The sequence below is a fragment of the Microbacterium sp. 71-23 genome, from assembly GCF_001897265.1.
Classification (GTDB): domain Bacteria; phylum Actinomycetota; class Actinomycetes; order Actinomycetales; family Microbacteriaceae; genus Microbacterium; species Microbacterium ginsengisoli.
On the sequence record NZ_MKSL01000018.1, the window covers coordinates 1 to 23,642 of the forward strand.

The window sequence follows — 23,642 nt, forward strand, 5'->3', positions numbered from 1 at the left end:
CACCACGGGACTTGACCGGCGCGGAGGTGGGCGGGCGGGAGGTGCGAGCGCGGGCGGGGCGTGCATTCGATGTTGCCCCTCATCGAATCCACACCGCCGCGGCGAATCAATACTTTGCGCGCGCGAGGCACGTGTGGATTCGGCGGGGTGAGGTTGATTCGGAGTGTGCAGGGTGGGCGCGGGGCGATGGGTAGGGGGAGGAGGGAGGAGGGAGGAGGGAGGGGGCCGGTCAGCGGCGGGTGAAGTGCAGCACGGTGCCGGGCGCGGCCTGCGCGAGCAGGTCGAGCGCGGCATCCGGGATGACACCGATCACCGGATATCCGCCCGTCACGGGGCCGTCGGCGAGCAGGATCGTCGGGCGGCCGGACGGCGGCACCTGAAGTGCACCCGGCACCATGCCCTCGCTCGGCAGTTCGCCGTCGCGGGTGCGGGCGAGCAGCGGTCCCTCGAGACGCATTCCGACCCGATCACTGTCGGTGCTCACCCGCCAGGGTCTCGCGAACAGGGCGTCGACAGCGGTGCGCGTGAACCAGTCGTCGCGCGGGCCGAGCGCAACCGGGAGCTCGAGCGTCTCGGCGGGCACCGTCCACGGGAACGCATCGACCACGGGGATCGGCGACGCGGGATCCGCGCCGATCGACAGCAGATCTCCGGCGCCGAGTGGTGCGGGTCCGAGTGCCGAGAGCGTGTCCGTCGCGCACGAACCCGCCTCGAGCGGCACGTCGACGCCGCCCCGCACGGCGACGATGGTGCGGATGCCGCGGCGCGGCCATCCGATCTCCAGCACCGACCCGGCAGGCCAGGCCGTCGCGACATATGCCTCGATCGGCACGCCATCGACGGTCACGTCACTCCACGCGCCGGCCAGCGCGACCCAGAGATCGCAGGTCGCGCGCAGCGCCGTCCCCCCGCCGACCACCTCGATGCCCGCGTCGCCCTCGACGTTGCCGACGAGTCGGTTCGCCGCCCGCAGCGCGGCGCGATCGAGAGCGCCGGATCGGGCGATGCCGAGGTGAGCGAGGTGGGGGCGCCCCAGATCCTGGAGCGTCGCCGAGACTCCGACACGGAGAACCTCGAACGCTCGGCGGGGCTCGGTGGGCTCGACGTTCGGCGTCGTGAGGGCGCCGGGCGCCGCGGCGGGCGTACCCCGCGCGGAATCGAGCGCGGGGCCGGGCATGGCGGGCTCGGCGTTCGGCGCGCCCGGCGCCTGGCCGGGTTCGGCCGCCGTCCCACCCGCGGCATCCGCCCGCACAGCACCCCGCACGACATCCCGCGCGGAGACGAATCGCACCGCCGCGCCCGGTTCGAGCAACGCGGGACGCGCGGCGCGCGGGTCGAAGAGCGGCGCATCGGTGCGGCCGATGAGGCGCCACCCGCCGGGCGTCGCGCGCGGATAGGCGCCGCTGAACGCCCCCGCGAGCCCGACGCTCCCGACCGGCACCCGCGTGCGGGGGGCGTCGAGGCGCGGGACGTCGAACGGCCAGTCCGCACGCACCAGGTAGCCGAACCCGGGAGCGAACCCGGTGAAGGCGACCATCCACTCCGCTCCCGTATGCGCGGCGACGAGCGCGGGCGCATCGACTCCGAGAAGTCGCGCCGTCTCATCGAGATCGTCGCCGTCGTAGACGACCTCGAGCACTGTGACCGCCGCGGGAGCGGCGTCGCGCGGCGGGGAGGCCGCGGCATCCGTCACCCATCGGGCCACCGCGGCACGCGTGGTCGCGCGCGGATCGAACCGCACCAGCACCGTGCGCGCCGCCGGCACCAGCTCGTGCACACCCGGAACGACGGATGCCGCGAGCGACGCGTGCAGCGCCAGCGCGGCGTCGAGCGTGTCGACCTCGACGAGCACGGCCGCCTCGCCCATCGGCCGGAGCGTCGGCATCGCCGTCACCAGTCCGCGCGCACGACGATGCCCGCGGACGACAGTGCGGCGCGCACGGCCCGCGCCATGTCCACGGCCTCGGGGGTGTCGCCGTGGAGGCAGAGGGATGCGGCATCCGTCGTCACCGTCGTGCCGTCGACGGCGGCGACCCGGCGCTCGTCGACGAGGCGCACCGCGCGGCGTGCGACCTCGGCCGGATCATGCAGGAGATCGCCGGGCTCGCCGCGGGGAACGAGGTCGCCCGAGGGGAGGTGTCCGCGGTCGAGGAACGCCTCCCTCACGAAGGGCAGGCCGGCAGCAGCACTCGCGGCGGCGAGCGCGTCGCCGAGCGCGAGCACGGGAAGGGGGCGACCGAGCTCCGCTGAGAGGTCGGCGACCGCGGCGACGACCGCGGTCGCGACGAGCGGGTCGGATCCGGCCGCGTGGTACAGCGCGCCGTGCGGCTTGACATAGCGGAGGTCGGCGCCGGCGGCCCGCAGCGCCGTCAGCTGACCGGCGACGCTGGCGCGCAGATCGGCGGGGGCCATCTCGAGCCGCACCCGGCCGAAACCCGGCCGATCCGGATACGACGGATGCGCCCCGACCGCCACCCCGAACCGCGCCGCGCGCTCGACGGACGCCGCCATCGACGCGGCATCCCCCGCGTGCCCGCCGCACGCGACGTTCGCCGACGAGATCACGGCGAACATCGCCTCGTCGTCGGCGGTCGGCACCCCGTCGACCGTCTCGCCGAGGTCGGCGTTGAGGTCGATCGCGCGCATGCGCCCACGGTAGCGGGTGGGTTGCGGGGCGGGGCGAGGTGGTTGGGTTGCGGCGGGGCGGCACAGCGGGGTGGGGCGGCACTGCGGTGGCACGGAGCCGGGACGGGCGGGGACCCCGTCATGGCTGCGCAACGTCGGAACTTCTCGCCGACACCCCGGGGGCAGGATGTCGCACGTCGGCGAGCCGGGCGAAGGTTCCGACGTTGCGAGGCGGGGGTGGCACAGCGGGCCGAGCGGGGCAGGCGCGCGCCGAGCGGGCAGTCCGGCCGGCCCTCACCGCGAGACCACCCGCCCCGCCCGGGTAGCCTCGACCCATGGCCCGCGCGACTGTCGAACTGCCTCCGCAGGCGCGGCTGAGCGACGGCACCATCGCCCGCATCGTGCCGTCCGCGTACGTCTCGGGGTATGAACTCGAGGTCGACGGCACACCGCAGTCGCACGTCGACCTCGAGGATCCCTCGCACCTGCACTTCGAGTACGTCGCCCGTATGGGCGCGGTGATCGACAGATTGCGGATGCCGCGGCAGCCCCTCACGGCGGTGCACCTCGGCGCCGGCGCGCTGACCCTGCCGCGCTACATCGCGCACACCCGGCCGGGGTCGCGCCAGCAGGTCATCGAGCTGGAGCCGGCACTCGTCGACCTCGTGCGCGAGAACCTGCCGTTTCCGCGCGACGCGTCGATCCGCACCCGCATCGGCGATGCCCGCGAGGGGCTGGGGCGCCTCCCCGCCGGGCTCGTCGGCCAGGTCGACCTGGTCGTCTCCGACGTGTTCGCCGGCGCCCAGACGCCCGCACACCTCACCACCGTCGAGTTCTACCGGGCCGCGGCATCCCTGCTCGCCCCCGACGGGGTGCTCCTCGTCAACGTCGCCGACGGTGCGGGGCTCCACCACGCCCGGCGTCAGGTCGCGACGGTCGAGGCTGTGCTCGAGAACGTGATCGTGCTCGCCGAGGTGCAGGTGCTGAAGGGCCGCCGGTTCGGCAATCTCGTCGTGGCCGCCTCGGCCGCCCCGCTCCCGATCGAATGGCTGCCGCGGCTGATGGCTGCCGGTCCGCATCCGGCGAAGGTCGCGCACGGCGATGAGCTGCGCGCGTTCGTGCGCGACGCACGGCCCGCCACCGACGCGGATGCCTCGCCGTCACCGAAGCCCGCGGCATCCCTCTTCGAACGCTGACCACCCGCGCACGGCGGCACCGCCTGCGAAGGGCGTCCGGCGCGAGCGCACGATCACGTGCGCACCGCATTCCGTGCGCGAACCGCGACTGCCGCCGCCGCACGCATCACCCCCGCGCGGCAGCCCGCCCGCCCGCGAACCGCGCCCCGCCACCACACCCGGCTGTCGCCGCCCGACCGGGGGAGACAGCGCCCAGACAGCGCCGCGACAGCGGCGAGGTCGAGGGTGGAGCCATGACGAACTCCTCCCCCACCGAATGGGCGGTCGAAGCCGATGGACTCGTGAAGGTCTTCGGGCAGAACCGTGCCGTCGACGGCGTCGACCTGCGGGTGCGCACCGGGACGGTCTACGGCGTGCTCGGGCCCAACGGCGCCGGCAAGACCACCACCATCAACATGCTCGCGACCCTGATGCGCCCCGACGGCGGCAGCGGCCGCATCTTCGGCCATGACGTCGTGCGTGAACCCCAGGTCGTGCGCCAACTGATCGGCGTGACGGGCCAGTTCGCGTCCGTCGACGAGACCCTGTCGGCCACCGAGAACCTCATGATCTTCGCGCGCCTCCTCGGCCTCAGCCGGGCCGACGCGAAGCGCAAGTCCGAGGAACTCCTCGAGCGCTTCGCCCTCACCGACGCCGCCCGCCGCCCGCTGAAGAAGTTCTCCGGCGGCATGCGCCGGCGGCTCGACCTCGCGGCATCCCTCATCGCCCAGCCGCCGCTGATCTTCCTCGACGAGCCCACCACCGGACTCGACCCGCGCACGCGCGGCCAGATGTGGGACACCATCCGCGACCTGGTCGCCAGCGGGTCGACGGTGCTCCTGACCACCCAGTACCTTGACGAGGCCGACCAGCTCGCCGACCGCATCGCGGTGATCGACCGCGGCCGCGTCGTCGCCGAAGGCACGAGCGATGACCTGAAGGCGTCGGTCGGCACGTCGTCGCTGCAGCTGCGGCTCGCGGACGCGAACGACACCGGCGAGGCGCTGCAGGTGATCGAGCGCGTGCTCGGCGTGCGCGGGACGCTCTCGCCCGAGTCCGCCCGCATCACCGCACCGATGGGCGACGCCGACCGAGTCACCGATCTCCTCGTGACCCTGCGCGAGCACGGCGTGGCCCTCGCCGAGCTCAGCGTGCAGAAGCCCACCCTCGACGAGGTCTTCCTCGCCATCACCGGCCACGGGGCATCCGATGCCGACGACGCCGGTGCCGACCAGAAGCAGGAGGTGTCCGCATGACCGCCCTCGGCACCGCCCCGATCGTCCCCGCATCGGAGCGCACCCTCAAGAACCACACCAGCCTCCGCCAGACCCTCGCGAACACGTTCACGATGGCCTACCGCGGACTCGTGAAGATCCGCCGCACGCCCGAGCAGCTGTTCGACGTGACGTTCCAGCCGATCATCTTCACGCTGATGTTCGCGTACATCTTCGGCGGCGCGATCGCCGGTGACGTGCAGAACTATCTGCCGCAGCTGATCCCCGGCATCCTCGTGCAGACCGTCATCACGACCTCGGTCGTCACCGGCACGCAGCTGCGCGAGGACATGGACAAGGGCGTGTTCGACCGGTTCCGCTCGCTGCCGATCGCGCGCATCGCGCCGCTGTCGGGCGCGCTCCTGGCCGACACGCTGCGCTACGCGATCGCGACCACTCTCGTGTTCGTCATGGGCGTCATCATGGGCTACCGCCCGGGCGGCGGGTTCGGCGCCGTGGTGGTGTCGGGCATCCTCGTGATCGTCTGCTCGTGGGCGATCAGCTGGATCTTCGCGTTCTTCGGCGTCATCGCCCGCACCGCGTCGAGCGTGCAGGGCATCTCGATGCTGGTGCTCTTCCCGCTCACGTTCCTCTCGAACGCGTACGTCCCGACCTCGACCCTGCCCGACTGGCTCGCCTGGTTCGCGAACATCAACCCGATCTCGCACCTCGTCACGGCGGTGCGCGACCTCGCCAACACGGGCACCATCAGCGGTGACCTGTGGGTGTCGTTGCTCGGCGCCGCGGTGATCGTGGCGGTGTTCGCGCCGCTCACGGTGCGCGCCTACATGCGCAAGGCCTGATCGGGCGGCGCGAGGGGGTGGATGCCGCGGCATCCACCCCCTCGTCGTGTCCCCGGACGCGCAGGCTCCGGGGGAGAAGAGCGCGGCGCTCAGCCGCGCAGGATCGTGAACGACCGCTCTGCGCGACCCTCCCGCGGCTGCTCGCGCTCGGCCGACCGGGCACGCGCGACCGCATCGGCCCCCGCGATCCGCTCGGCGCGGGCGAGGTGCGCGTCGAGACGCAGGCTCGGGAAGTCCTGGCGCACGCCGCAGCTCTCGGCGAGCGCGAGCGCGGCGAGTGCGGCCTCGGCGAGCCCGGGCTGGTCGAGCGCCCACGCCGACCACCCCAGCAGCACCGTGCCCAGCACCGGGTGGTCGGTCAGCTGCGGGCGCACCCGGGCGTTGACGATCGCGCGCACCCGCAGCCGCCGCGCCCACAGCGCCCGCCGTTCGGGCGTGCCGGTGCCGTCGATCGACGCTGCCGACAGGGCCGCGCCCAAGGTGATGAGGTACCAGGGGGAGTTGCGCTGATCGCCCGACACGAAGGTGTCGATCGCGCGCGCGAACTCGTCGGCGGAACGGTCGGTGTCCCCCTCCGCACGATCGGTCTCGGCGAGACCGAACCAGCCGATCGAGGCGATCTCGCGGTCGGCGCCCGGAACCTCGGCCGCCTCCACGAGCGCGGCGAACCGCGCACGCGCCTCGTCGAACCGCCCCAGGCCGATGAGGTTGCCCGCCACCACCCACCCCTGCTGACGCACCTGCTCGTCGGCGCCGAACACACGGAACCCCTCCGCGGCACGCTCGAACCACTCGAGCGCGTCGGCGGCGGCACCGACCTGGCTCGACAGCTCCGACACCGACGACGCGGCCGCCGTCGCGAGCCACCGCACACCGCCGGCGGTCGCGATGTCCCATGCGCGCCGCGACGCGGCGAGCGCGATGGCGTGGTCGCCGTCGTTCTCGGTCGCCTGCGCCCGCACGAGCTCTCCGAGAGCGGCGACGGACGGGTCCGACGAGGCCCGCAGGCGCCCGATCGCGGCATCGAACGAGACGCGATCGCGGGTGGCGAGGATGACGTCGGCGAGCCCCGCGAACACCGGCGAGATGGGCGCGCGACGCCGACGGAACAGGGCCAGGCGCGCGAGCGGCCGGGCGGCCGGCACCCGAGTGGTGATCAGGGCGAACGCCGCTGTTCCGGTGAGCAGCACCGCCGCGGCATCCGGCGGCACCGCATCGTCGCGAACCCGGCCCATCGCCTCGATCGCGACCGTGCCGAAGGAGGTCAGCTCGGTGATCGACCCGCGCACCAGCCAGGTCTGCACGAGCAGGGCGTAGACGGTCACGACCGTGGCGTCGTCGCCGGATGCCGCGGCCCGCCGCGTCACGCTCACGAGGTTGTCGTGCTCGGCGAAGATCTCGGCGTGCACCCGCTCGTCGAACGCGGTCGCGAGACGCTCGGCCGCGAAGGCGACCGCCCATCGGGCGACCGCGTCGAGGGCGTCGTCGTGCGCATCGGGGCCGAGGCGCGACATCCCGAACTCGCGCACCGTCTCGAGCATGCGGAACCGCACCGCACCCGTCTGCGGGTCGTCGGCGGCGATGAGGAGGGAGTGCGAGACGAGGCGCTCGAGCACGTCGTCGGCGCCGGGCACACCGATCACGCTCGCGGCGGCCTCCGCGGCGAAGCCGGCGGGGAAGACGGCCAGGCGCTCCCACGCCCGCTGGGCGGAGGCGTCGAGCAGGTCCCAGCTCCACGCGATCACGGCCTCGAGGGTGCGGTGGCGCTCGGGGGCGTCGCGGGGTCCGGTGGTGAGGATCGCGAAGCGGTCGCCGAGGCGCTGCTCGATCTGCTCGGGGGTCATCGTGCGCACGCGGGCCGCGGCGAGCTCGATCGCGAGCGGCAGGCCGTCGAGGTGGGTGCACAGTCGCGCGACGACGACCGGGTCGAGCCGCGCACCCGGACGCACCGCGCGAGCGCGCTCGACGAACAGACGCACCGCGGGGGCATCGACGTCGTCGGCGATCGGCAGCGGGTCGAGCGCGAGCACGACCTCGCCCGACACGTCGAGCGGCGTGCGGCTCGTGGTGAGCACGCGCAGCCCCGGCGCCGCCCGCACGACATCGGCGACCCACGCCGCCGCCCCGGCCACGATCTGTTCGCAGTTGTCGAGCACGACCAGCGTGTGCCGCTCGCCGATCATCGCGAGCACGCGGGCGCGCAGATCGGGGCGCGGCGCCTGGTCCGACAGCCGCCCGCTCGTCGCCGCCTCGGTGATGCCCAGGGCCGCGGCGATCGCGAACGGCACATCCTCGTCGGTGCGCACGCCCGCGAGCGGCACGACGGCGACGAGGTCCGCATCGGATGCCGCGGCCGCCGCCTGCGCGAGCCGGGTCTTGCCGAGCCCGCCGGCGCCGAGGATCGTCACGATGCGCGCCTCGGCGAGCAGGGTGGCGACCGCCGCGAGGTCGCCGTCACGTCCGATGAGCGGCGTCGGCGCCGAGCGAAGACCGATGCGCACGCGCCCGGCGACGGGGGCGTCCTCGCGCAGCAGCGCCGCGTGGGCCGCCACGAGGGCGGGGCCGGGCGAGGAGCCGAGATCGTCGCGCAGGCGCGCCCGGTGCGCCGCGAAGACCGCGAGCGCATCAGACGTGCGGCCGGCGGCCCGCAGCGAGGCGAGGAGCCCCGCCGCCGCCTCGTCGTCATAGGGCTGCGCGTCGTGCAGCGCCCGCCAGGCCGGAACGGCGTCGGCGGCGCGTCCGGTCGCATCGAGCGTGCGGGCGCGCTCGCGCCGCAGGGCGTCACGCAGACGAGCGGATGCCGCGCGCAGCGCGTCCGCCGCCGGGGCGTCGCCGAGATCCCCGCCCACCTCGCCCCGCCAGAGCGCGAGAGCGTCATCGAGCGCGGTCAGGCGCGCGGCATCCGTGAGCGGCAACCCGACGGCGTCGTCATGGCGCGCCTGTGCGCACACCAGATCGACGGCGTCCGGCGCGATCGCGTAGCCCGCGGCATCGCTGCGGATGATCTCGACGCCCGCGACCTGCCGGATGCGTGAAACGAGGGTCTGCACCGAGGCGCGCGGATGCCGCGGCTGCCCCTCACCCCACACCTCGTCGGCGAGCGCCTCGACGCCGACCGACGATCCGGGAGGCGAGGCCAGCGCGAGAGCGGCCACGAGGGCGCGCGCCGTCGGACCCGCGAGAGTCGACACCGCACCGTCGACGGCGTCGACCTCGACCGGGCCGAGCACGCGGACGCGGGGCGCGGAGGTCGGCACACGGCGAGCCTAGGACACGCCGTCGCGGCGCGCCCTCGGCTCCCGAGGGCGCGGGAGCCCGCAGACTGGAGCGGGGCCGCGCAAGACGGGGAGGCGATGTCGTGAGCTACATCCAGGGATACGACCACCAGACCCTGCGGGAGATCGTCGACCCGCGCGCGTGCCGCGAGCGCCTCGAGGAGATCGACGGCCAGCGCAGCCTGCCCGCGCTGCTCGAGCGCGTCTGGCTGCTGAAGGTGACCGACCAGCTCGACGAGGCTCGTGAGGTCGCGGAGGTCGCGGTGCGCACGGCCCGCATGGCCGGCACCCGTCGCGACCTGCTGCGGGCGCGCATCCTGCACGCGACGGTGCAGCAGTTCCGCGGTCAGCTCGCCGCCGCCGACCAGGAGCTCACCCTGTGCGCCGAGGAGGCGGAGGGGCTCGGCCTCGCCCGCATCGCCGCGTTCGCCTACCAGCACCGCGCCAAGGTGCGCCTCGAGCTCGGCGAGCTCGATGGGGCTCGCGCCGATGTGAAAGCCACCCTGTTCCTGCGACGGGAGGCCGGGGCATCCGAGGAGGAGCTCACCTCGACGCTGCTCGCCATCGACCTGCTCGACCGCATGCGCGCGGGCGCCGCCGCGAGCATCGCCGGCTGACTGTCGTACCTTTGTTCTAGTCTTCCATCATGTCCGAACTGCATCGCGTGCGCACCTGGGCCGAGGCCCTGATCCGGCTGCACCTCGACGACGGATGGACGTTCGCGTTCGATGCCGCGAAGTTGCGGGCCGGCCAATGCGACTACACGCGCAAGCGCATCACCGTCTCGCGCTACCTCGCGGCACGGTTCGACGACGACGCCAACCACCAGACCCTGCTGCACGAGGTCGCGCACGCCCTCGCGGGCGTCGACGCCGGGCACGGGCCGGCCTGGAAGGCGATCGCGCACGACCTGGGCTACGTCGGCGGCACGACCCACCGCGGCGAGACCGCGACAGAGCTCGCGCCGTGGGTCGGCGTCTGCCCGGCCGGGCACACCGTCTACCGGCACCGACGCGCCGTGCGCGCCACGTCGTGCGCGAAATGCGCCCCCCGGTTCGACCCGCGCTTCGTGCTGGTCTGGTCGCGGCGTGAGATCACGCCGGCACAACGGCGCGCCGCGATGACGCCCCGCTGAGCGGAGTCTGCGGCGTCGCCGATGGTCGGGGCGGGCGTCGCTGACGTCGCCGCGCTCTCAGCCGAGCGGCACGAACACGTCGCCGCGCGCTCAGGCACGCGGAACGAACACGCCGTCGCGCAGCACCGCGACCGCGTCGACCGCGTCGACCTCGGCGGCGGCGAGCACGTCGGCCCGCGCGTCACCCGCGATCAACTCCTGGCCGCTGCCGCTCGCGGTGAGCAGGTGGCGCAGGGCCGGTCGAAGCCCGCGGAACGCCTCGCACGCCGCGGCCGCCTCGGGCGACGTGTGATCGACACCGAGATCGCCGAGAGCGGATACAACCGCCCCCGCGCCGAAGAGATCCTCCACGGCGAACCGCACGTCGTCGCCGTCGCGCTCTCCGGCGGCGATCACCGCGATCGAGGTGCGCTGCCCGCGACGGTGCTGCTCGTGGAGCACCGCGCGTGCGACCGCCCCGGGGTTGCGCAGCGACCCCGCGAACACCGTCGCCCCGCTCGCCGCCGCAGCCACCGCGACCGGTGCGCCCGACTGCCCCGCGAGATCGGTGAGCGCGGCGGAGTCGCCGCGGGCCGCGGCATCCGTCACCGTCGTCGACAGGCGCAGTACGTCGACCACCACCACGACATCGGCCGGCGCGAGGCGGGCGAGGCCCGCCACCCCCCACTCGACACGCACCTGATAGCGGGACTGATCGGCGGGGGACGGCATCCTGCCAGCGTATGCCGCCCCGCGCGGACGGCCACCCGTGTGACACTGGGCGCATGCGCGTGCTGCTGAAGTTCGTGATCGACTGCGATGCGGATGCCGCCTGGCGCGCCGTGCACTCGCCGCGCGCCGCGGCGGAGCTGTACGGACCGCTCGTCGAGATGCGGCCGCTCGAGCCGCTGCCGACCCGCTGGGAGCCCGGGACGGATGCCGCGGTCGACCTGGTCGCCGCGGGCATCACGATCGGGCGGCAGCTCATCGCGATCACCGATCGCGTCGTCGACGGCCCCGACGGTCAGGTGCGCATCGTGCGGGACTCGGGCACCCCGCTCACCGGGCCGCTCGCGGCGCTCGATGTCTGGGACCACCAGATGGCGATCTCGGCCGCACCTGGGGATCCCCGCCGCACGCTCTGGCGCGAGCGCCTCGTCATCGGCGGACGCGCGGCGCCCGCCCTCTGGCCCGGCCTGTGGGCGACCTGGCAGTGGCGGGCGACGCGCATCCGTGCGCTCGCGCCCTCGTGGGCGCACGACCCGCAGCCCTGACCGCGCGCCGACCCGCGGTGTGACCCTGGATCAGCCCGCGGTGCGACCCCGGGGTGTGACCCGGGGTGTGACCCGCCCTCTGACCCCGAGGTGTTCGCCCGTCGGGCGAACACACCCTCCGCACAACGTCGGAACTTCCGACCGACGCGCCGAGCACGGATGCCGCGGCGCGGGGTGGCGGCCAGAAGTTCCGACGATGCGCGCGGGGGGCGCGGAGTGGCGCGCGGAGGGCGCGGAGTGGGTCGCGGAGCTGTCCCCGAGGCGGGGGCGCCGAGGTGGGGGCGCCGAGCGGCGGGGGAGGACCCCACTCGACGCGCGCCGAGCGCCGTGCGCGCGCCGCGCTCAGTCCTGCGCGAGGGCGGCGACCGGGCTCGTGCGGGTCGCGATGCGCGTCGGCACGACCGTCGCCACCAGGGCGACGACCACGGTCGCCGCGATCACCACGATGAGCGGGATCGGCGGGATCACCGGCCAGACCAGGGTGGCCGCGGCATCCGGCGTCAGCTTCACCGACCCGAGCACGGCCTGCGCCCCCGCCCAGCCGTACGCGGTGCCGAGCACGATGCCGACGACGAGCGACGCGAGCACGAGGTGCACCGCCTCGAGCAGCACGACCAGCCGCACCTGCCGGGACGAGAGCCCGAGGGCGCGCAGCAGCGCGAACTCGCGGCGCCGCTGATGCACACCGAGCGCGAGCTGGTCGACGACGCCGATCGCGGCGATCACTCCGCAGACGGCGACGAGGGCCATCATGACCGTGGTGAATCCGGTGAAGCCCGCGGTCATCTCCGGCGGCGCCTCACCACCGGCGGAGGCGACGAGCACGCCGATCGCGCTGGAGCCGGCGACGGCGAACATCATCACGAGCGCGACGCCCATCACGAGCGCGATCGCCATACGACTGGACCGCTCCGGATGCCGCAGCGCGTTCTCTGCGGCGAGGCGGGCGACGGCCGACCGGCCGAAGAGGCGACCGATCAGACGCAGCACCGGCGGCATCACGAGGTGCGCGCCCAGGGCGAGGGCGGTGAATGAGAGGAGCCCGCCGGGGAACGCGATGAGCACGCCATAGGGCGAAGAGAGCCCTACGACGACGCCGAGCGCGAGAAGGCCTACACCCGACGCCCCGAGCACGAGCGCGGCGACCGTGCGGCCGTGCGAGCGCGACAGCTCCTGAGTGGATGCCTCGACCGCCTGTCCGAGCGCGGCCATCGGCGTGACCCGCAGCACCCGACGCGAGCCCGCCCACGCGCCGGCCCACGTGGTGAGCGCGACCACCGCCGCCGGCACGAGGAGCACCGGGCGGATCAGTTCGAGCCCGGGCGCCGCGATGCCGTAGGCATTCTCGAGCACCCACACGCCGGCGAACGACAGCACCGTGCCGCCGACGAGCCCCGCGACGGCGCCGACGATCCCCGCGACGAGTCCGAGGCGGGCGACGTCGCGGCGCTGGGAGCGGGCGGTGGAGCCGAGCAGACGCAACAGGGCGATCTGGCGTACGCGGCCCGCGACGACCGTCGCGAACGTGTTCGCCGTGACGATCGAGGCGACGTACACGGCGACCCCGACGAGCAGGCTCGTGAGGATGCCACTGACCACCGCGAACGTGCGCGACTCGCCGACGTGCGGGTTGGCGGAGATCGAGGCCGACAGGAACGCGGTCGCGCTCAGCAGCACGACGGCGAACGCGGTCGCGACCGCGGCGATCAGCACGGTGGCGCCGGTTCCGCGCTCGCGCAGCGAGAACCCGCCGATCCGCACGCGCGGCGGCGAGGCGACGGCGGTCACCGCGGTCATGACGCGGCCTCAGTGGCGCGCAGCTCGCGAGCCGTCATGAACGCCGAGATCTCCTCGGCGCTCTGGCCGCGGGTGTCGGCGACGACGCGACCGTCGGCGAGGTGTACGACGCGGTCGGCGTGACTCGCGGCGATCGGGTCGTGGGTGACCATCGCGATCGACTGTCCGTGCTCGCGCGACGCGGTCTGCAGCAGGCGCAGCACCTCGGCGCCCGAACGGGAGTCGAGGTTGCCGGTCGGCTCGTCCGCGAACACGAGGTCGGGCGCGGTGGCGAGGGCGCGGGCGATCGCGACGCGCTGCTGCTGGCCGCCGGAGAGCTCGTGCGGGCGATGGGTGAGCCGGTTCGCGAGACCGAGCGACTCGACGAGCCCGTCGATGCGTGCCCGCTCGAGCGCGGTCGGCGCACGCCCGTCGAGCTCGATCGGCAGGGCGATGTTGCCGCGCACGTCGAGGGTGGGCACCAGGTTGAACGCCTGGAAGACGAAGCCGATGCGACGACGGCGCAGCAGCGTCAGCTCGGTGTCGCCGAGACCGGTGATCTCCGTCTCCCCCAGCCACACCCGACCCGACGTCGGAGCGTCGAGCGCCGCCATCACGTGCATGAGCGTGGACTTTCCCGACCCCGACGGGCCCATGATCGCGGTGAACTCGCCGCGCCCGATCGAGAGCGAGACGTCGTCGAGGGCGCGCACCGGGTTGTCGGTCGAGCCGTAGGTCTTGGTGAGGTGCGCGACGCGCGCGGCGGGCGGGGGCGGGGTGGTCGAGTCATCCATGTCGTCGACGCTACGAAGACGCGCCCGGATGCCGCGTCGCCCGCGGGTCGCATCGGGGTCATCCCGGAGGATGACCTCGCGCGGCGCGCGTCGCCGCGTGCCGGTGCGCGTCAGGCGAGCCCGTGCTCGTACGCGAACACGACGAGCTGCACGCGGTCGCGCAGGCCGAGCTTCGTGAGGATGCGGCTGACGTGGGTCTTGACCGTGGCCTCCGACAGGAACTCTCCCGTCGCGATCTCGGCGTTGGAGAGCCCGCGCGCGGCGAGCGCGAAGATCTCCCGCTCGCGCTCGGTGAGGGCGGCGAAGGCCGCGGGCGCGGGGCGGGGTGCGGCATCCGTCATCGATGCGAACAGCTCGCGGGTCGCGGATGCCGCGATCACCGCAGACCCCGCGTGCACCGTGCGCACCGCGGCGAGGAGGAACTCGGGCTCGGCGTCCTTCAGCAGGAAGCCGCTCGCGCCCTCCCGGATCGCGCGCGCGGCGGCCTCGTCGAGGTCGAACGTGGTGAGCATGACGACGCGGGGCGGGTCGTCGTCGCCCAGTAGCTCCGCCGTCGCGGCGATGCCGTCGAGGACGGGCATGCGGATGTCCATCAGCACGATGTCGGGGCGCATCACCCGCGCGACTGCGACGCCCTCGCGCCCGTCGCCCGCCTCGCCGACCACCTCGATGTCGGGCTGCGAGTCGAGCACCATGCGGATGCCCGCGCGGAACAGCGCCTGGTCGTCGACCAGCACCACCCGGATCACGCGAGGCCCCGCGGGAGAACCGCCACGACGACGAACTCGTCGCCGCGGGGCGCCGCGCCGAGCGATCCGCCGACGAGGTGGGCACGCTCGGTCATGCCGATGATGCCGTGGCCCGGCGCCGGGGCGCTCGGCTCACCGCCCGGGCGCACGCCGTTGCGCACCTCGACCGACACGGCTTCCTCGCTCCACGCGACCCGCACGCTCACCGCGCCGCCGTCGCCGTGGCGCAGGGCGTTCGTGAGCGCCTCCTGCACGATGCGGTAGACCGCCAGCTGCAGCGGTGCCGGCGGATCGGCGAGCGGCGGACGCACCTCCACCCGCAGGTCGATGCCCGCCCCGTGCACCTGCGCGAACAGCGCATCGAGGTCGGCGAGTCCGGGCTGCGGGCCGGCGCCTTGGCTGTGCCGCAGCTGCTCGAGCAGCAGGCGCACGTCGGTGAGCGCGGCGCGGGCCGTCGACGCGATCGTCGCGAGGGCCGCGGTCGTCGCCTCGGGGTCGGATGCCGCGGCGTACCGCGCCCCGTCGGCCTGGGCGATCACCACCGCCAGCGAGTGGCCGACGATGTCGTGCATGTCGCGGGCGATGCGCACCCGCTCCTGCTCGGCCGCCGCCTCCGCCTCGGCGCGGCGCTGGGCCTCCCGGGTCTCGCGGGAGACCCGGATCGAGCGCACGAGGGCTCCGGCCGTCCACGACAGCAGCAGCGCGAACAGGATCAAGGCGAACACGAAGCCGACGATCACGACTCGCTCGAGCGGGAACGAGAAGCGGTTCGTCGCGGCGGCCAGCCCCCACACGCCCTGGAAGATCGACAGGTACGCGGTCGCGATGGCCGCCCCGCCGACGGCGGAGGCGAGGGCGAGACGGGACATCCGCCGGGAGCCGTACGCCGCGACGGCATACAGCACGATCAGGGCGCCGAGATTGCTCGGGCGCGGGGTCAGCAGGGCGACCATCTGTCCGATCGCGGCGAGCCACGCGAGCCCCAGCGCGAGCGCCGGCGACCAGCGGCGCGCGGCGACGGCGGCAGCGAAGACGAGTCCGACGACGGGCTGCGCCGGCCCGAATCCGACCGTGCCGAACCAGTACGGCGTGAGCTCCGGCAGCACCAGGAGCAGCACGAACCCCGCGGCGAGCACGAGGTCGAACGCCAGTTGCGGGCGGGTCAGGGGTCGGAACACCGTCTCACGCTACGGGAGGCGGCCGGACGCGGCATCCGTCTCGGGGTGTATTCGGGTGCGGCCACTTTCGTCGCAGCGCACTCGCCTCCGCATCGCCCGCCGACTCGCCGCGCACGGTCGGAACTTCTGCCTGACACGCCGCAGGCGGATGCCACAGCACGGCGTGGCGGCCAAAAGTTCCGACGGTGCGCGCGGCGGGTGGGATGGGAACCACCGACGGGCGCGCGGCGGGTGGGGTGGGAGCCGCCGGGCCGCGCGCCGGTCAGGTGAGCGGCGGGGCGACGGCCGCGTCAGCGAGCGCGTCGGCGATGCCGAGCACATTGGATGCCGCGAGCCCGGCCGTCACCCGCACGTGCGCCTCGGGCGGCTCGCCCATCACGAACGGCGACCCGGCCGCCACCGCGATGCCCGCGGCGGCCAGCCTCACGAGGGCCGCGCGCTCGGAGACGACGGGGAGCCAGAGGTTGATTCCGTCGGGGTCGCCGACGTCGATGCCGCGTTTGCGCAGCGCGACCGCGAGGCGGTCGACCCGGTCGCGGTAGACGAGACGGGCGGTGCGCACCCGCGCGACGGCGCCGTCATCGGTGAGGAGGCCGAGCAGCACCGTCTGCAGCAGCCGCGACGTCCACCCCGGGCCGAGCATGCGTCGCGAGACCACCCGCTCGACGATGTGCGCCGGCCCGCCGAGCGCGGCGATGCGCAGGTCGGGCCCGTGCGACTTCGAGAAGCTGCGCACGTGCACGACCTGACCCGGGATCCACCGGGCGAGGGTCACATCGGGCGCCGAGCAGATGAGACCGGAGTGGTCGTCCTCGATCACGACGACGCGGTCGCCACCGGGAGCGGCGCGCATCACGCGCGCGAGCGCGCGGGCACGTTCGGCGTCCATCGATGCGCCGGTGGGGTTCTGGGCCCGTGGCTGCAGGATGACCGCGCTCGGTCGCCGCACGAGTGCGCGCTGCAGCGACGCCGGCGCGACGCCCAGGGCATCGAGCTCGAGAGGGACCGCCTCGGCGCCCAGCGCCTCGAGCAGATCGAAGAAGTACGGGAACCCGGGCGACTCGACGGCGACCCGGTCCCCGAAGCGCACGACCTGCTCGAGGGTGCGGGCGATGCCGTCCAGCGCCCCATCGACGACGGTGATCGTCTCGGCGGGCGACGGCCAGGTCTCGGCGAAGAGGGCACCGAGCTCGGGCAGCACCGGCAGGTCGTGGTAGCGGCCGGTGTCGGCTCGGGGCGACACCCGCGAGAACGCCGCCTCGAGCGGCGGCAGCAGGGCGGGATCGGGCGTGCCGAGCGAGAGGTCGAGCCGCGTCTCGAGGGGCGCAGCGGCGAGATCCTGCACCCGGGGGCTCAGCCAGCCGGCGCGATCGACCCGCACGAACGAGCCCGCCCGCCCGCGCGAGACGATGACCCCGGCACCCGAGAGCGCGTGCCATGCGGCGCTCACCGTGCCGGCCGACACTCCGAGATCCGATGCCACCTCGCGCACCGTCGGCAGCCGCTCGCCCGGGGCGAGAGCACCCTCCGTGACCAGGCGGGCGATCTCTGCGGCGATCGCGCGCGGCGTGCGCTCGGCGAGGTTCGCGAGGGCGGCGAGGCGCGGCATCCGATGTCCTTCCCGGCGCACGAGATTTACGGATGCGTCACAGCGGGAAACCGAAGAGAAATGTTCAAGCAGAACAGTAACAGAACGGGATGACCCCGCCGGCGCGTCCGTCGCACCCCGTCAGCGGTGATCGCTGCGCGGGTGCACAGACGTCGACGGAGGCGAACATGACGACGGTACGCGCGGCCATCACGCAGACCACCTGGACGGGCGACAAGGCATCGATGCTCGACAAGCACGAGCAGTTCGCCCGGGATGCCGCGGCCCAGGGAGCGCAGGTCATCTGCTTCCAAGAGCTCTTCTACGGCCCCTACTTCGGCATCACGCAGGACAAGAAGTACTACCGGTACGCGGAGCCCGCCGACGGCCCCATCGTGCAGCGCTTCGCCGCGCTCGCCAAGGAGCTGAGCATGGTCATGATCCTCCCGATCTACGAGGAGGAGCAGACCGGCGTCTACTACAACACCGCCGTCGTCGTCGACGCCGACGGCACCATCGTCGGCAAGTACCGCAAGAACCACATCCCCCACGTCGAGAAGTTCTGGGAGAAGTTCTACTTCCGTCCGGGCAACCTCGGCTACCCGGTCTTCGACACCGCCGTCGGCAAGGTCGGCGTGGTGATCTGCTACGACCGGCACTTCCCCGAGGGCTGGCGCGAGCTCGGCCTCAACGGCGCCCATCTCGCCTTCAACCCCAACGCCACCAAGCCAGGCCTCTCGAACCGCCTCTGGGAGATCGAGCAGCCCGCCGCGGCGGTCGCGAACGGCTACTTCGTCCTCGCCCCCAACCGCGTCGGCCGCGAGGACAACGAGTACGGCGACGAGGCGGTCACCTTCTACGGCACCAGCCAGATCGTCGACCCGCGCGGCAACTACGTCGGCGCGCTCGGCTCGGGCGAGTCCGAGGAGATCCTCATCCGCGACCTCGACATGGACCTCGTGCAGGAGATGCGCGACGACTGGCAGTTCTTCCGCGACCGCCGCCCCGACACCTACGACGAGATCACGGCTCCCTGAGCCCGACCGGCGCGCAGCGGCATCCGATTCGACAGGAGCGACCCATGGCCACGACCCTCATCACCGGCGGCACCGTCGTCAACGCGACCGGCACGGGCGACGCCGACGTGCTCATCGACGGCGAGACCATCGTCGCGGTGCTCGCGCCCGGCTCGACACTGCTCGGGCACGACCTCGCCCGCTCGGTCGACACCGTCGTCGACGCGACCGGCAAGTACGTCATCCCCGGCGGCATCGACGCCCACACCCACATGGAGATGCCCTTCGGCGGCACCTTCGCCAGCGACACCTTCGAGACCGGCACCCGTGCCGCCGCGATCGGCGGCACGACGAGCATCGTCGACTTCGTCGTGCAGTACCCCGAGCAGAACATCCTCGAGCAGTACCACGCGTGGCACGAGAAGGCCGCCGGCAACTGCGCGATCGACTACGGGTTCCACCAGATCCTCTCCGACGTGCAGGACTCGTCGCTGACCGCGATGGACGAGCTGATCGCCGAGGGCGTGACATCCTTCAAGCTCTTCATGGCCTACAAGGGCGTCTTCCTCTCGGACGACGGGCAGATCCTGCGGGCGTTCCAGAAGGGCGCCGACAACGGCGCGATGATGATGATGCACGCCGAGAACGGCGCGATCATCGACGTGCTCGTGCAGCAGGCGCTCGAGGCCGGGAAGACCAGCCCGTACTACCACGGCATCAGCCGGCCGTGGCAGGCCGAGGAGGAGGCCACCCACCGCGCGATCATGATCGCCGACCTGACCGGTGCGCCGCTCTACGTCGTGCACGTGAGCGCCAAGCAGGCCGTCGAGCAGATCGCCGCCGCCCGCGACCGCGGCCTCAACGTGTTCGGCGAGACCTGCCCGCAGTACCTCTACCTCTCGCTCGAGGACCAGCTCGGCGCCGTCAGCGAGGAGTGGGGCGACTTCGAGGGCGCGAAGTGGGTGTGCTCGACTCCGCTGCGCTCGAAGCACGAGGGTCACCAGCACCACATGTGGCAGAGCCTGCGCACGAACGACATCCAGATGGTCTCGACCGACCACTGCCCGTTCTGCATGAAGGACCAGAAGGACATGGGCATCGGCAACTTCGCGAAGATCCCCAACGGGATCGGATCGGTCGAGCACCGCATGGACCTCATGTACCAGGGGGTCGTGTCGGGTCAGATCACCCTCCCCCGCTGGGTCGAGCTCACCAGCACCACACCGGCGCGCATGTTCGGCATGTACGGCAAGAAGGGCGTCATCCAGCCCGGCGCCGACGGCGATGTCGTGGTCTACGACCCGAACGGCCACACCTCGATCGGGGTGGGGAAGACCCACCACATGAACATGGACTACTCGGCCTGGGAGGGGTTCGAGATCGACGGACACGTCGACACGGTCGTCTCCCGCGGCAAGGTCGTCGTCGACGGCGGCTCCTACCTCGGCAGCAAGGGCGACGGGCGCTACATCAAGCGCGGCCTGAGCCAGTACCTGGTCTGAGGGGGCGGCACATGGATTTCGGCGTCGTCCTGCAGACCAACCCGCCCGCCGCCCGCACGGTGCAGCTCGCACAGCTCGCCGAGGCGCACGGCTTCTCCCACCTGTGGACCTTCGACTCGCACCTGCTCTGGCAGGAGCCGTACGTCATCCACTCGGCGATCCTGAACGCGACCAAGCGCATCGTCGTCGGCCCGTTCGTCACCAACCCCGCCACCCGCGACTGGACCGTCACCGCGAGCGTGTTCGCGACCCTGAACGAGATGTACGGCAACCGCACGATCTGCGGCATCGGCCGCGGCGACTCGGCGGTGCGGGTCACGAACGGCAAGCCGGTGACCATGTCGGAGCTGCGCGAGTCGATCCACGTGATCCGCGAGCTCGCGAACTCCCGCCCGGTCGAGTACAGGGGCGCCACCCTGCAGTTCCCCTGGAGTCGCGGCTCGGAGCTCGACGTCTGGGTCGCGGCCTACGGCCCGATGGCGCTGAAGCTCACCGGCGAGGTGGGCGACGGCTTCATCCTGCAGCTGGCGGACGTCGACATCGCGGCCTGGATGATCAAGGTCGTGAAGGATGCCGCGGCCGCCGCCGGCCGCGACCCCGAGTCGATCGCCTTCTGCGTCGCGGCGCCGATGTACATCGGCGACGACTGGGAGCACATGCGCGATCAGTGCCGCTGGTTCGGCGGAATGGTGGGCAACCACGTCGCCGACATCGTCTCGAAGTACGGCACTGCGGGCGACGTTCCGGCGGCGCTCACGGACTACATCGCCGGACGCACCGGGTACGACTACAACTCGCACGGCCGCGCGCACAACGACCACGTCGACTTCGTGCCCGACGAGATCGTCGACCGTTTCTGCCTGCTCGGCACCGCGGAGGACCACATCGCCAAGCTCGAGCAGCTGCGGGCCATCGGGGTGACGCAGTTCGCGGGCTACCTCCAGCACGACAACAAGGAGGAGACGATGCGGGTGTACGGCGAGACCGTCATCCCCGCCCTCGCCGACCAGGTGACCGCGAAGCGATGATGCGCCGCCTGCGCCCGATCCTCCTCGGCATCGCCGGGGTGGTGCTCGTGGGCGTCGCATGGGAGGTCTACAAGGCCCTCGCCCCCGACACCGGCGTGGTGATCGCGGGGATCACGGTGCTGCCGCGCGCCTCCGACCTGGCGATGCCTCACCTGGGCGCGATGCTCGACCGGGCCCTGTCGCCGGTCACGCGGGCTGCCGGTTCGCCCGCTCTGTGGCTCGCGACGCTGCAGGCGGCGTCGTTCAGCTTCGGCATCGCCGTCGTCGGATGGCTCGTGGGTGTCGTGGTCGGCATCGCGATCGCGATCGTCATGCAGCGCTTCCGCACCGCGCAGTCGGCGCTCCTGCCGTGGGTCGTGCTCAGCCAGACCGTTCCGCTCATCGCGCTCGCACCGCTCGTGCGACGCATCGGCACGCAGCTCTCCACCGGCGGATTCGAGTGGCAGGACTGGATGTCGGTCGCGCTCATCGCGAGCTACCTCGCCTTCTTCCCCGTGTCGATCGGGGCGCTGCGCGGCTTCGGGTCGCCGACCGCCGAGCACCTCGACCTGATGCGCGCCTACGGGGTGGGGTGGTGGCGCACGTTCCTCGCGGTGCGGGTGCCCGCCAGCATCCCGTTCCTCCTCCCGGCCCTGCGTCTGGCCGCGGTCAATGCGGTGGTGGGCACCATCGTCGCCGAGGTGTCGATCGGACTGCGCGGCGGCATCGGCCGCGCGATCGTCGAGTTCGCGGCATCGGGCAGCGCCGACCCGGCCAAGCAGTGGTCACCGATCTTCGGCGCCGTGCTGATGGGCCTCGCCGCCGCGGGCCTGGTCGCCCTCCTCTCCCTGGCGCTGCGGCGCTACCGACGAAACGAGGTGTCGGCATGACCGAGATCGCGGTGCACGTGCGCGGGGTCGACAAGACCTTCCGCACCGGACGCGGACGCACGGTCGACGCCCTCTCGGGCATCGACCTCGAGGTGGCGGCCGGCGAGTTCGTCTCGCTGATCGGTCCGAGCGGATGCGGCAAGTCGACGCTCATGCGTCTGATCGCCGACCTCGACACCCCGACCGCGGGCGAGCTGACGGTGTTCGGCAAGACGGCGCCGCGGGCACGCCTCGACCAGGACTACGGCATCGCGTTCCAGAAGGCCGCGCTGCTGCCGTGGCGCACGGTGCGGGGCAACATCGAGCTGCCGATGGAGCTGCACGGGATGCCGCGCGCCGAGCGCCGCGCGCGCGCCGACGAGCTGATCGAGCTGGTGGGCCTCGGCGACTTCGCCGACCGGCACCCCGACCAGCTCTCGGGCGGGATGCAGCAGCGCGTCGCGATCGCGCGCGCGTTCGCCGAGAAGCCGCGGCTGCTGCTCATGGACGAGCCGTTCGGTGCGCTCGACGAGATGACCCGCGAGACCATGCAGACCGAGCTCGCCCGCATCTGCGCGGAGACGGGCGCCGCGGTCGTGTTCGTGACCCACTCGATCCCCGAGGCGGTGTTCCTCTCGGACCGGGTCGTGGTGATGTCGCCGCGGCCAGGCCGCATCCGCGAGATCCTGACGATGGATCTGCGCGGTGAGCGCACCGAGGAGCTGCGCGAGGACGAGGCGTTCTTCGAGCGCGTCAGCGCGGTGCGCGAGGCCCTGCACGGGTCCCCCTCGGCGGGGGCGAAGGGCGTCGAGAACCGATGACCGCCCCGCGCCTGCGCACCGTGCTCGCCCCGATCGTCTTCGGGATCGCCGTGGTGCTCGTCTGGCAGCTGCTGGTGACGGCGTTCCCTGCGAAAGGCTCGGCTCTGCCGGCACCGTTCACGATCGCGGGCCAGTTCGCGGCGAGCGCGGGCGTCATCGTGCAGGCGAGTCTCGGCACGGCCGCGAACGCATTGGTGGGCCTCGTCGTCGGCACGCTCGTCGCAGTCGTGCTGGCGGTGCTCGCCGCGGCGTGGCGCCCGCTCGACGAGCTGAGCGCCCCGGTCGTGACGGCGCTGTCGGTCATCCCGATCGTCGCTCTCGCGCCGGTGTTCTACGCGATGTTCGGGGCGAGCGTCGAGACCGGCCGCCAGATGATCGCGGCGATCGCCGTGCTCGTGCCCGTCTACGTCAACACCCTGCGGGGGCTGCGCACCGTCGACCCGCTGCACCGTGACCTGCTGCGCTCCTACGCGGCGGGGCGCTGGCAGACGGCACGCACCGTGACGGTGCCGGGTGCGGTTCCGTTCCTGTTCACGGGTGTGCGCATCGCCTCGTCGCTCGCGGTGATCTCGGCCCTCGTCGCCGAGTACTTCGGCGGGCCCGTCTCAGGGCTCGGCAAGGCGATCACCTCGGCGGTCTCGTCGAGCAACTACGCGCTGGCGTGGGCGTTCGTGCTCGGCGCGATCGTCACCGGACTCGTGTTCTACTGCGCCACCGCCCTGCTCGAGACCCTCGCGCTGGCGCGCCTGAGACCCACCGGATGACGCGGCCCCGGGCCGCGGCATCCGTCCCTCTTCGTCGT

The 23,642-nt window shown here is 73.1% G+C and carries 21 protein-coding genes; 12 read left to right on the forward strand and 9 right to left on the reverse strand.

Annotated features, from left to right (window positions below; genetic code table 11):
* Positions 1 to 229: 229 nt before the first annotated feature.
* Both BGO15_RS09325 and pxpA read right to left on the reverse strand, forming a co-directional pair.
* Positions 230 to 1,867 (reverse strand): 5-oxoprolinase subunit B/C family protein, encoded by a 1,638-nt coding sequence (locus BGO15_RS09325; protein WP_235557374.1) that lies wholly within the window; start codon positions 1,865 to 1,867, stop codon positions 230 to 232.
* 23 nt (positions 1,868 to 1,890) lie between these two features.
* Positions 1,891 to 2,646, reverse strand: a complete 756-nt coding sequence (pxpA, locus tag BGO15_RS09330) for a 5-oxoprolinase subunit PxpA (RefSeq protein WP_056208347.1) — start codon at positions 2,644 to 2,646, stop codon at positions 1,891 to 1,893.
* A gap of 314 nt (positions 2,647 to 2,960) precedes the next feature.
* Between pxpA and BGO15_RS09335 the strand changes: the two genes are divergently transcribed.
* From BGO15_RS09335 to BGO15_RS09345, 3 genes are all read left to right on the forward strand, one after another.
* On the forward strand, positions 2,961 to 3,821 hold the full coding sequence (locus BGO15_RS09335) for a spermidine synthase (RefSeq protein WP_056208344.1): 861 nt from the start codon (positions 2,961 to 2,963) through the stop codon (positions 3,819 to 3,821).
* A 233-nt stretch (positions 3,822 to 4,054) separates the two neighbouring features.
* The gene (locus tag BGO15_RS09340; RefSeq protein WP_045247439.1) at positions 4,055 to 5,056 is read left to right on the forward strand and encodes a daunorubicin resistance protein DrrA family ABC transporter ATP-binding protein; all 1,002 of its coding nucleotides are present in this window, start codon (positions 4,055 to 4,057) and stop codon (positions 5,054 to 5,056) included.
* Positions 5,053 to 5,877, forward strand: a complete 825-nt coding sequence (locus tag BGO15_RS09345) for an ABC transporter permease (RefSeq protein WP_045247438.1) — start codon at positions 5,053 to 5,055, stop codon at positions 5,875 to 5,877. The genes BGO15_RS09340 and BGO15_RS09345 overlap by 4 nt, the downstream gene beginning before the upstream one ends.
* A gap of 89 nt (positions 5,878 to 5,966) precedes the next feature.
* On the opposite strand, the gene BGO15_RS09350 is transcribed toward BGO15_RS09345, so the two are convergent.
* Positions 5,967 to 9,134 carry an ATP-binding protein gene (locus BGO15_RS09350; RefSeq protein ID WP_056518733.1) on the reverse strand — a complete coding sequence of 1,056 codons (3,168 nt, stop codon included), beginning with the start codon at positions 9,132 to 9,134 and terminating at the stop codon, positions 5,967 to 5,969.
* 101 nt (positions 9,135 to 9,235) lie between these two features.
* Between BGO15_RS09350 and BGO15_RS09355 the strand changes: the two genes are divergently transcribed.
* Positions 9,236 to 9,769: a hypothetical protein gene (locus BGO15_RS09355; protein WP_056208341.1), complete on the forward strand. Its 534-nt coding sequence runs from the start codon at positions 9,236 to 9,238 to the stop codon at positions 9,767 to 9,769.
* A 29-nt stretch (positions 9,770 to 9,798) separates the two neighbouring features.
* Positions 9,799 to 10,287: a SprT-like domain-containing protein gene (locus BGO15_RS09360; protein ID WP_045247436.1), complete on the forward strand. Its 489-nt coding sequence runs from the start codon at positions 9,799 to 9,801 to the stop codon at positions 10,285 to 10,287.
* Between the two features lie 90 nt (positions 10,288 to 10,377).
* Here the strand turns inward: BGO15_RS09360 and BGO15_RS09365 are convergent, their stop codons facing one another.
* Positions 10,378 to 10,998: a 2-phosphosulfolactate phosphatase gene (locus tag BGO15_RS09365; RefSeq protein ID WP_056208339.1), complete on the reverse strand. Its 621-nt coding sequence runs from the start codon at positions 10,996 to 10,998 to the stop codon at positions 10,378 to 10,380.
* A 53-nt stretch (positions 10,999 to 11,051) separates the two neighbouring features.
* On the opposite strand from BGO15_RS09365, the gene BGO15_RS09370 reads away from it, so the two are divergent.
* A complete protein-coding gene (locus tag BGO15_RS09370; protein WP_056208336.1) occupies positions 11,052 to 11,540 on the forward strand; it encodes a hypothetical protein in 489 nt (162 codons plus the stop codon).
* 342 nt (positions 11,541 to 11,882) lie between these two features.
* Here the strand turns inward: BGO15_RS09370 and BGO15_RS09375 are convergent, their stop codons facing one another.
* The 5 genes from BGO15_RS09375 to BGO15_RS09395 all read right to left on the reverse strand — a co-directional run bounded on the left by BGO15_RS09375 (position 11,883) and on the right by BGO15_RS09395 (position 17,646).
* Positions 11,883 to 13,337 carry an FtsX-like permease family protein gene (locus BGO15_RS09375; protein WP_056208332.1) on the reverse strand — a complete coding sequence of 485 codons (1,455 nt, stop codon included), beginning with the start codon at positions 13,335 to 13,337 and terminating at the stop codon, positions 11,883 to 11,885.
* Positions 13,334 to 14,110: an ABC transporter ATP-binding protein gene (locus BGO15_RS09380; RefSeq protein WP_045247433.1), complete on the reverse strand. Its 777-nt coding sequence runs from the start codon at positions 14,108 to 14,110 to the stop codon at positions 13,334 to 13,336. Before BGO15_RS09380 ends, BGO15_RS09375 begins: the two co-directional genes overlap by 4 nt.
* Positions 14,111 to 14,220: 110 nt before the next feature.
* The gene (locus BGO15_RS09385; protein WP_056208330.1) at positions 14,221 to 14,859 is read right to left on the reverse strand and encodes a response regulator; all 639 of its coding nucleotides are present in this window, start codon (positions 14,857 to 14,859) and stop codon (positions 14,221 to 14,223) included.
* Positions 14,856 to 16,037, reverse strand: a complete 1,182-nt coding sequence (locus BGO15_RS09390) for a sensor histidine kinase (RefSeq protein ID WP_056208327.1) — start codon at positions 16,035 to 16,037, stop codon at positions 14,856 to 14,858. The genes BGO15_RS09385 and BGO15_RS09390 overlap by 4 nt, the downstream gene beginning before the upstream one ends.
* A gap of 262 nt (positions 16,038 to 16,299) precedes the next feature.
* The gene (locus tag BGO15_RS09395) at positions 16,300 to 17,646 is read right to left on the reverse strand and encodes an aminotransferase class I/II-fold pyridoxal phosphate-dependent enzyme (protein ID WP_056208324.1); all 1,347 of its coding nucleotides are present in this window, start codon (positions 17,644 to 17,646) and stop codon (positions 16,300 to 16,302) included.
* Positions 17,647 to 17,813: 167 nt separating this feature from the next.
* On the opposite strand from BGO15_RS09395, the gene BGO15_RS09400 reads away from it, so the two are divergent.
* From BGO15_RS09400 to BGO15_RS09425, 6 genes are read left to right on the forward strand one after another with little or no spacing between them, the layout of a single operon-like run.
* Positions 17,814 to 18,662: a nitrilase-related carbon-nitrogen hydrolase gene (locus tag BGO15_RS09400; protein ID WP_056518774.1), complete on the forward strand. Its 849-nt coding sequence runs from the start codon at positions 17,814 to 17,816 to the stop codon at positions 18,660 to 18,662.
* A 44-nt stretch (positions 18,663 to 18,706) separates the two neighbouring features.
* The gene (gene hydA, locus BGO15_RS09405; protein WP_056518735.1) at positions 18,707 to 20,143 is read left to right on the forward strand and encodes a dihydropyrimidinase; all 1,437 of its coding nucleotides are present in this window, start codon (positions 18,707 to 18,709) and stop codon (positions 20,141 to 20,143) included.
* Between the two features lie 11 nt (positions 20,144 to 20,154).
* Positions 20,155 to 21,171, forward strand: coding sequence for a TIGR03842 family LLM class F420-dependent oxidoreductase (locus BGO15_RS09410; RefSeq protein ID WP_056208321.1), 1,017 nt, complete (start codon positions 20,155 to 20,157; stop codon positions 21,169 to 21,171).
* Positions 21,171 to 22,040 carry an ABC transporter permease gene (locus BGO15_RS09415; RefSeq protein WP_286748103.1) on the forward strand — a complete coding sequence of 290 codons (870 nt, stop codon included), beginning with the start codon at positions 21,171 to 21,173 and terminating at the stop codon, positions 22,038 to 22,040. The genes BGO15_RS09410 and BGO15_RS09415 overlap by 1 nt, the downstream gene beginning before the upstream one ends.
* Positions 22,037 to 22,840 (forward strand): ABC transporter ATP-binding protein, encoded by an 804-nt coding sequence (locus BGO15_RS09420; protein WP_056208313.1) that lies wholly within the window; start codon positions 22,037 to 22,039, stop codon positions 22,838 to 22,840. The genes BGO15_RS09415 and BGO15_RS09420 overlap by 4 nt, the downstream gene beginning before the upstream one ends.
* A complete protein-coding gene (locus tag BGO15_RS09425) occupies positions 22,837 to 23,604 on the forward strand; it encodes an ABC transporter permease (RefSeq protein ID WP_056208311.1) in 768 nt (255 codons plus the stop codon). The genes BGO15_RS09420 and BGO15_RS09425 overlap by 4 nt, the downstream gene beginning before the upstream one ends.
* Positions 23,605 to 23,642 lie beyond the last annotated feature (38 nt).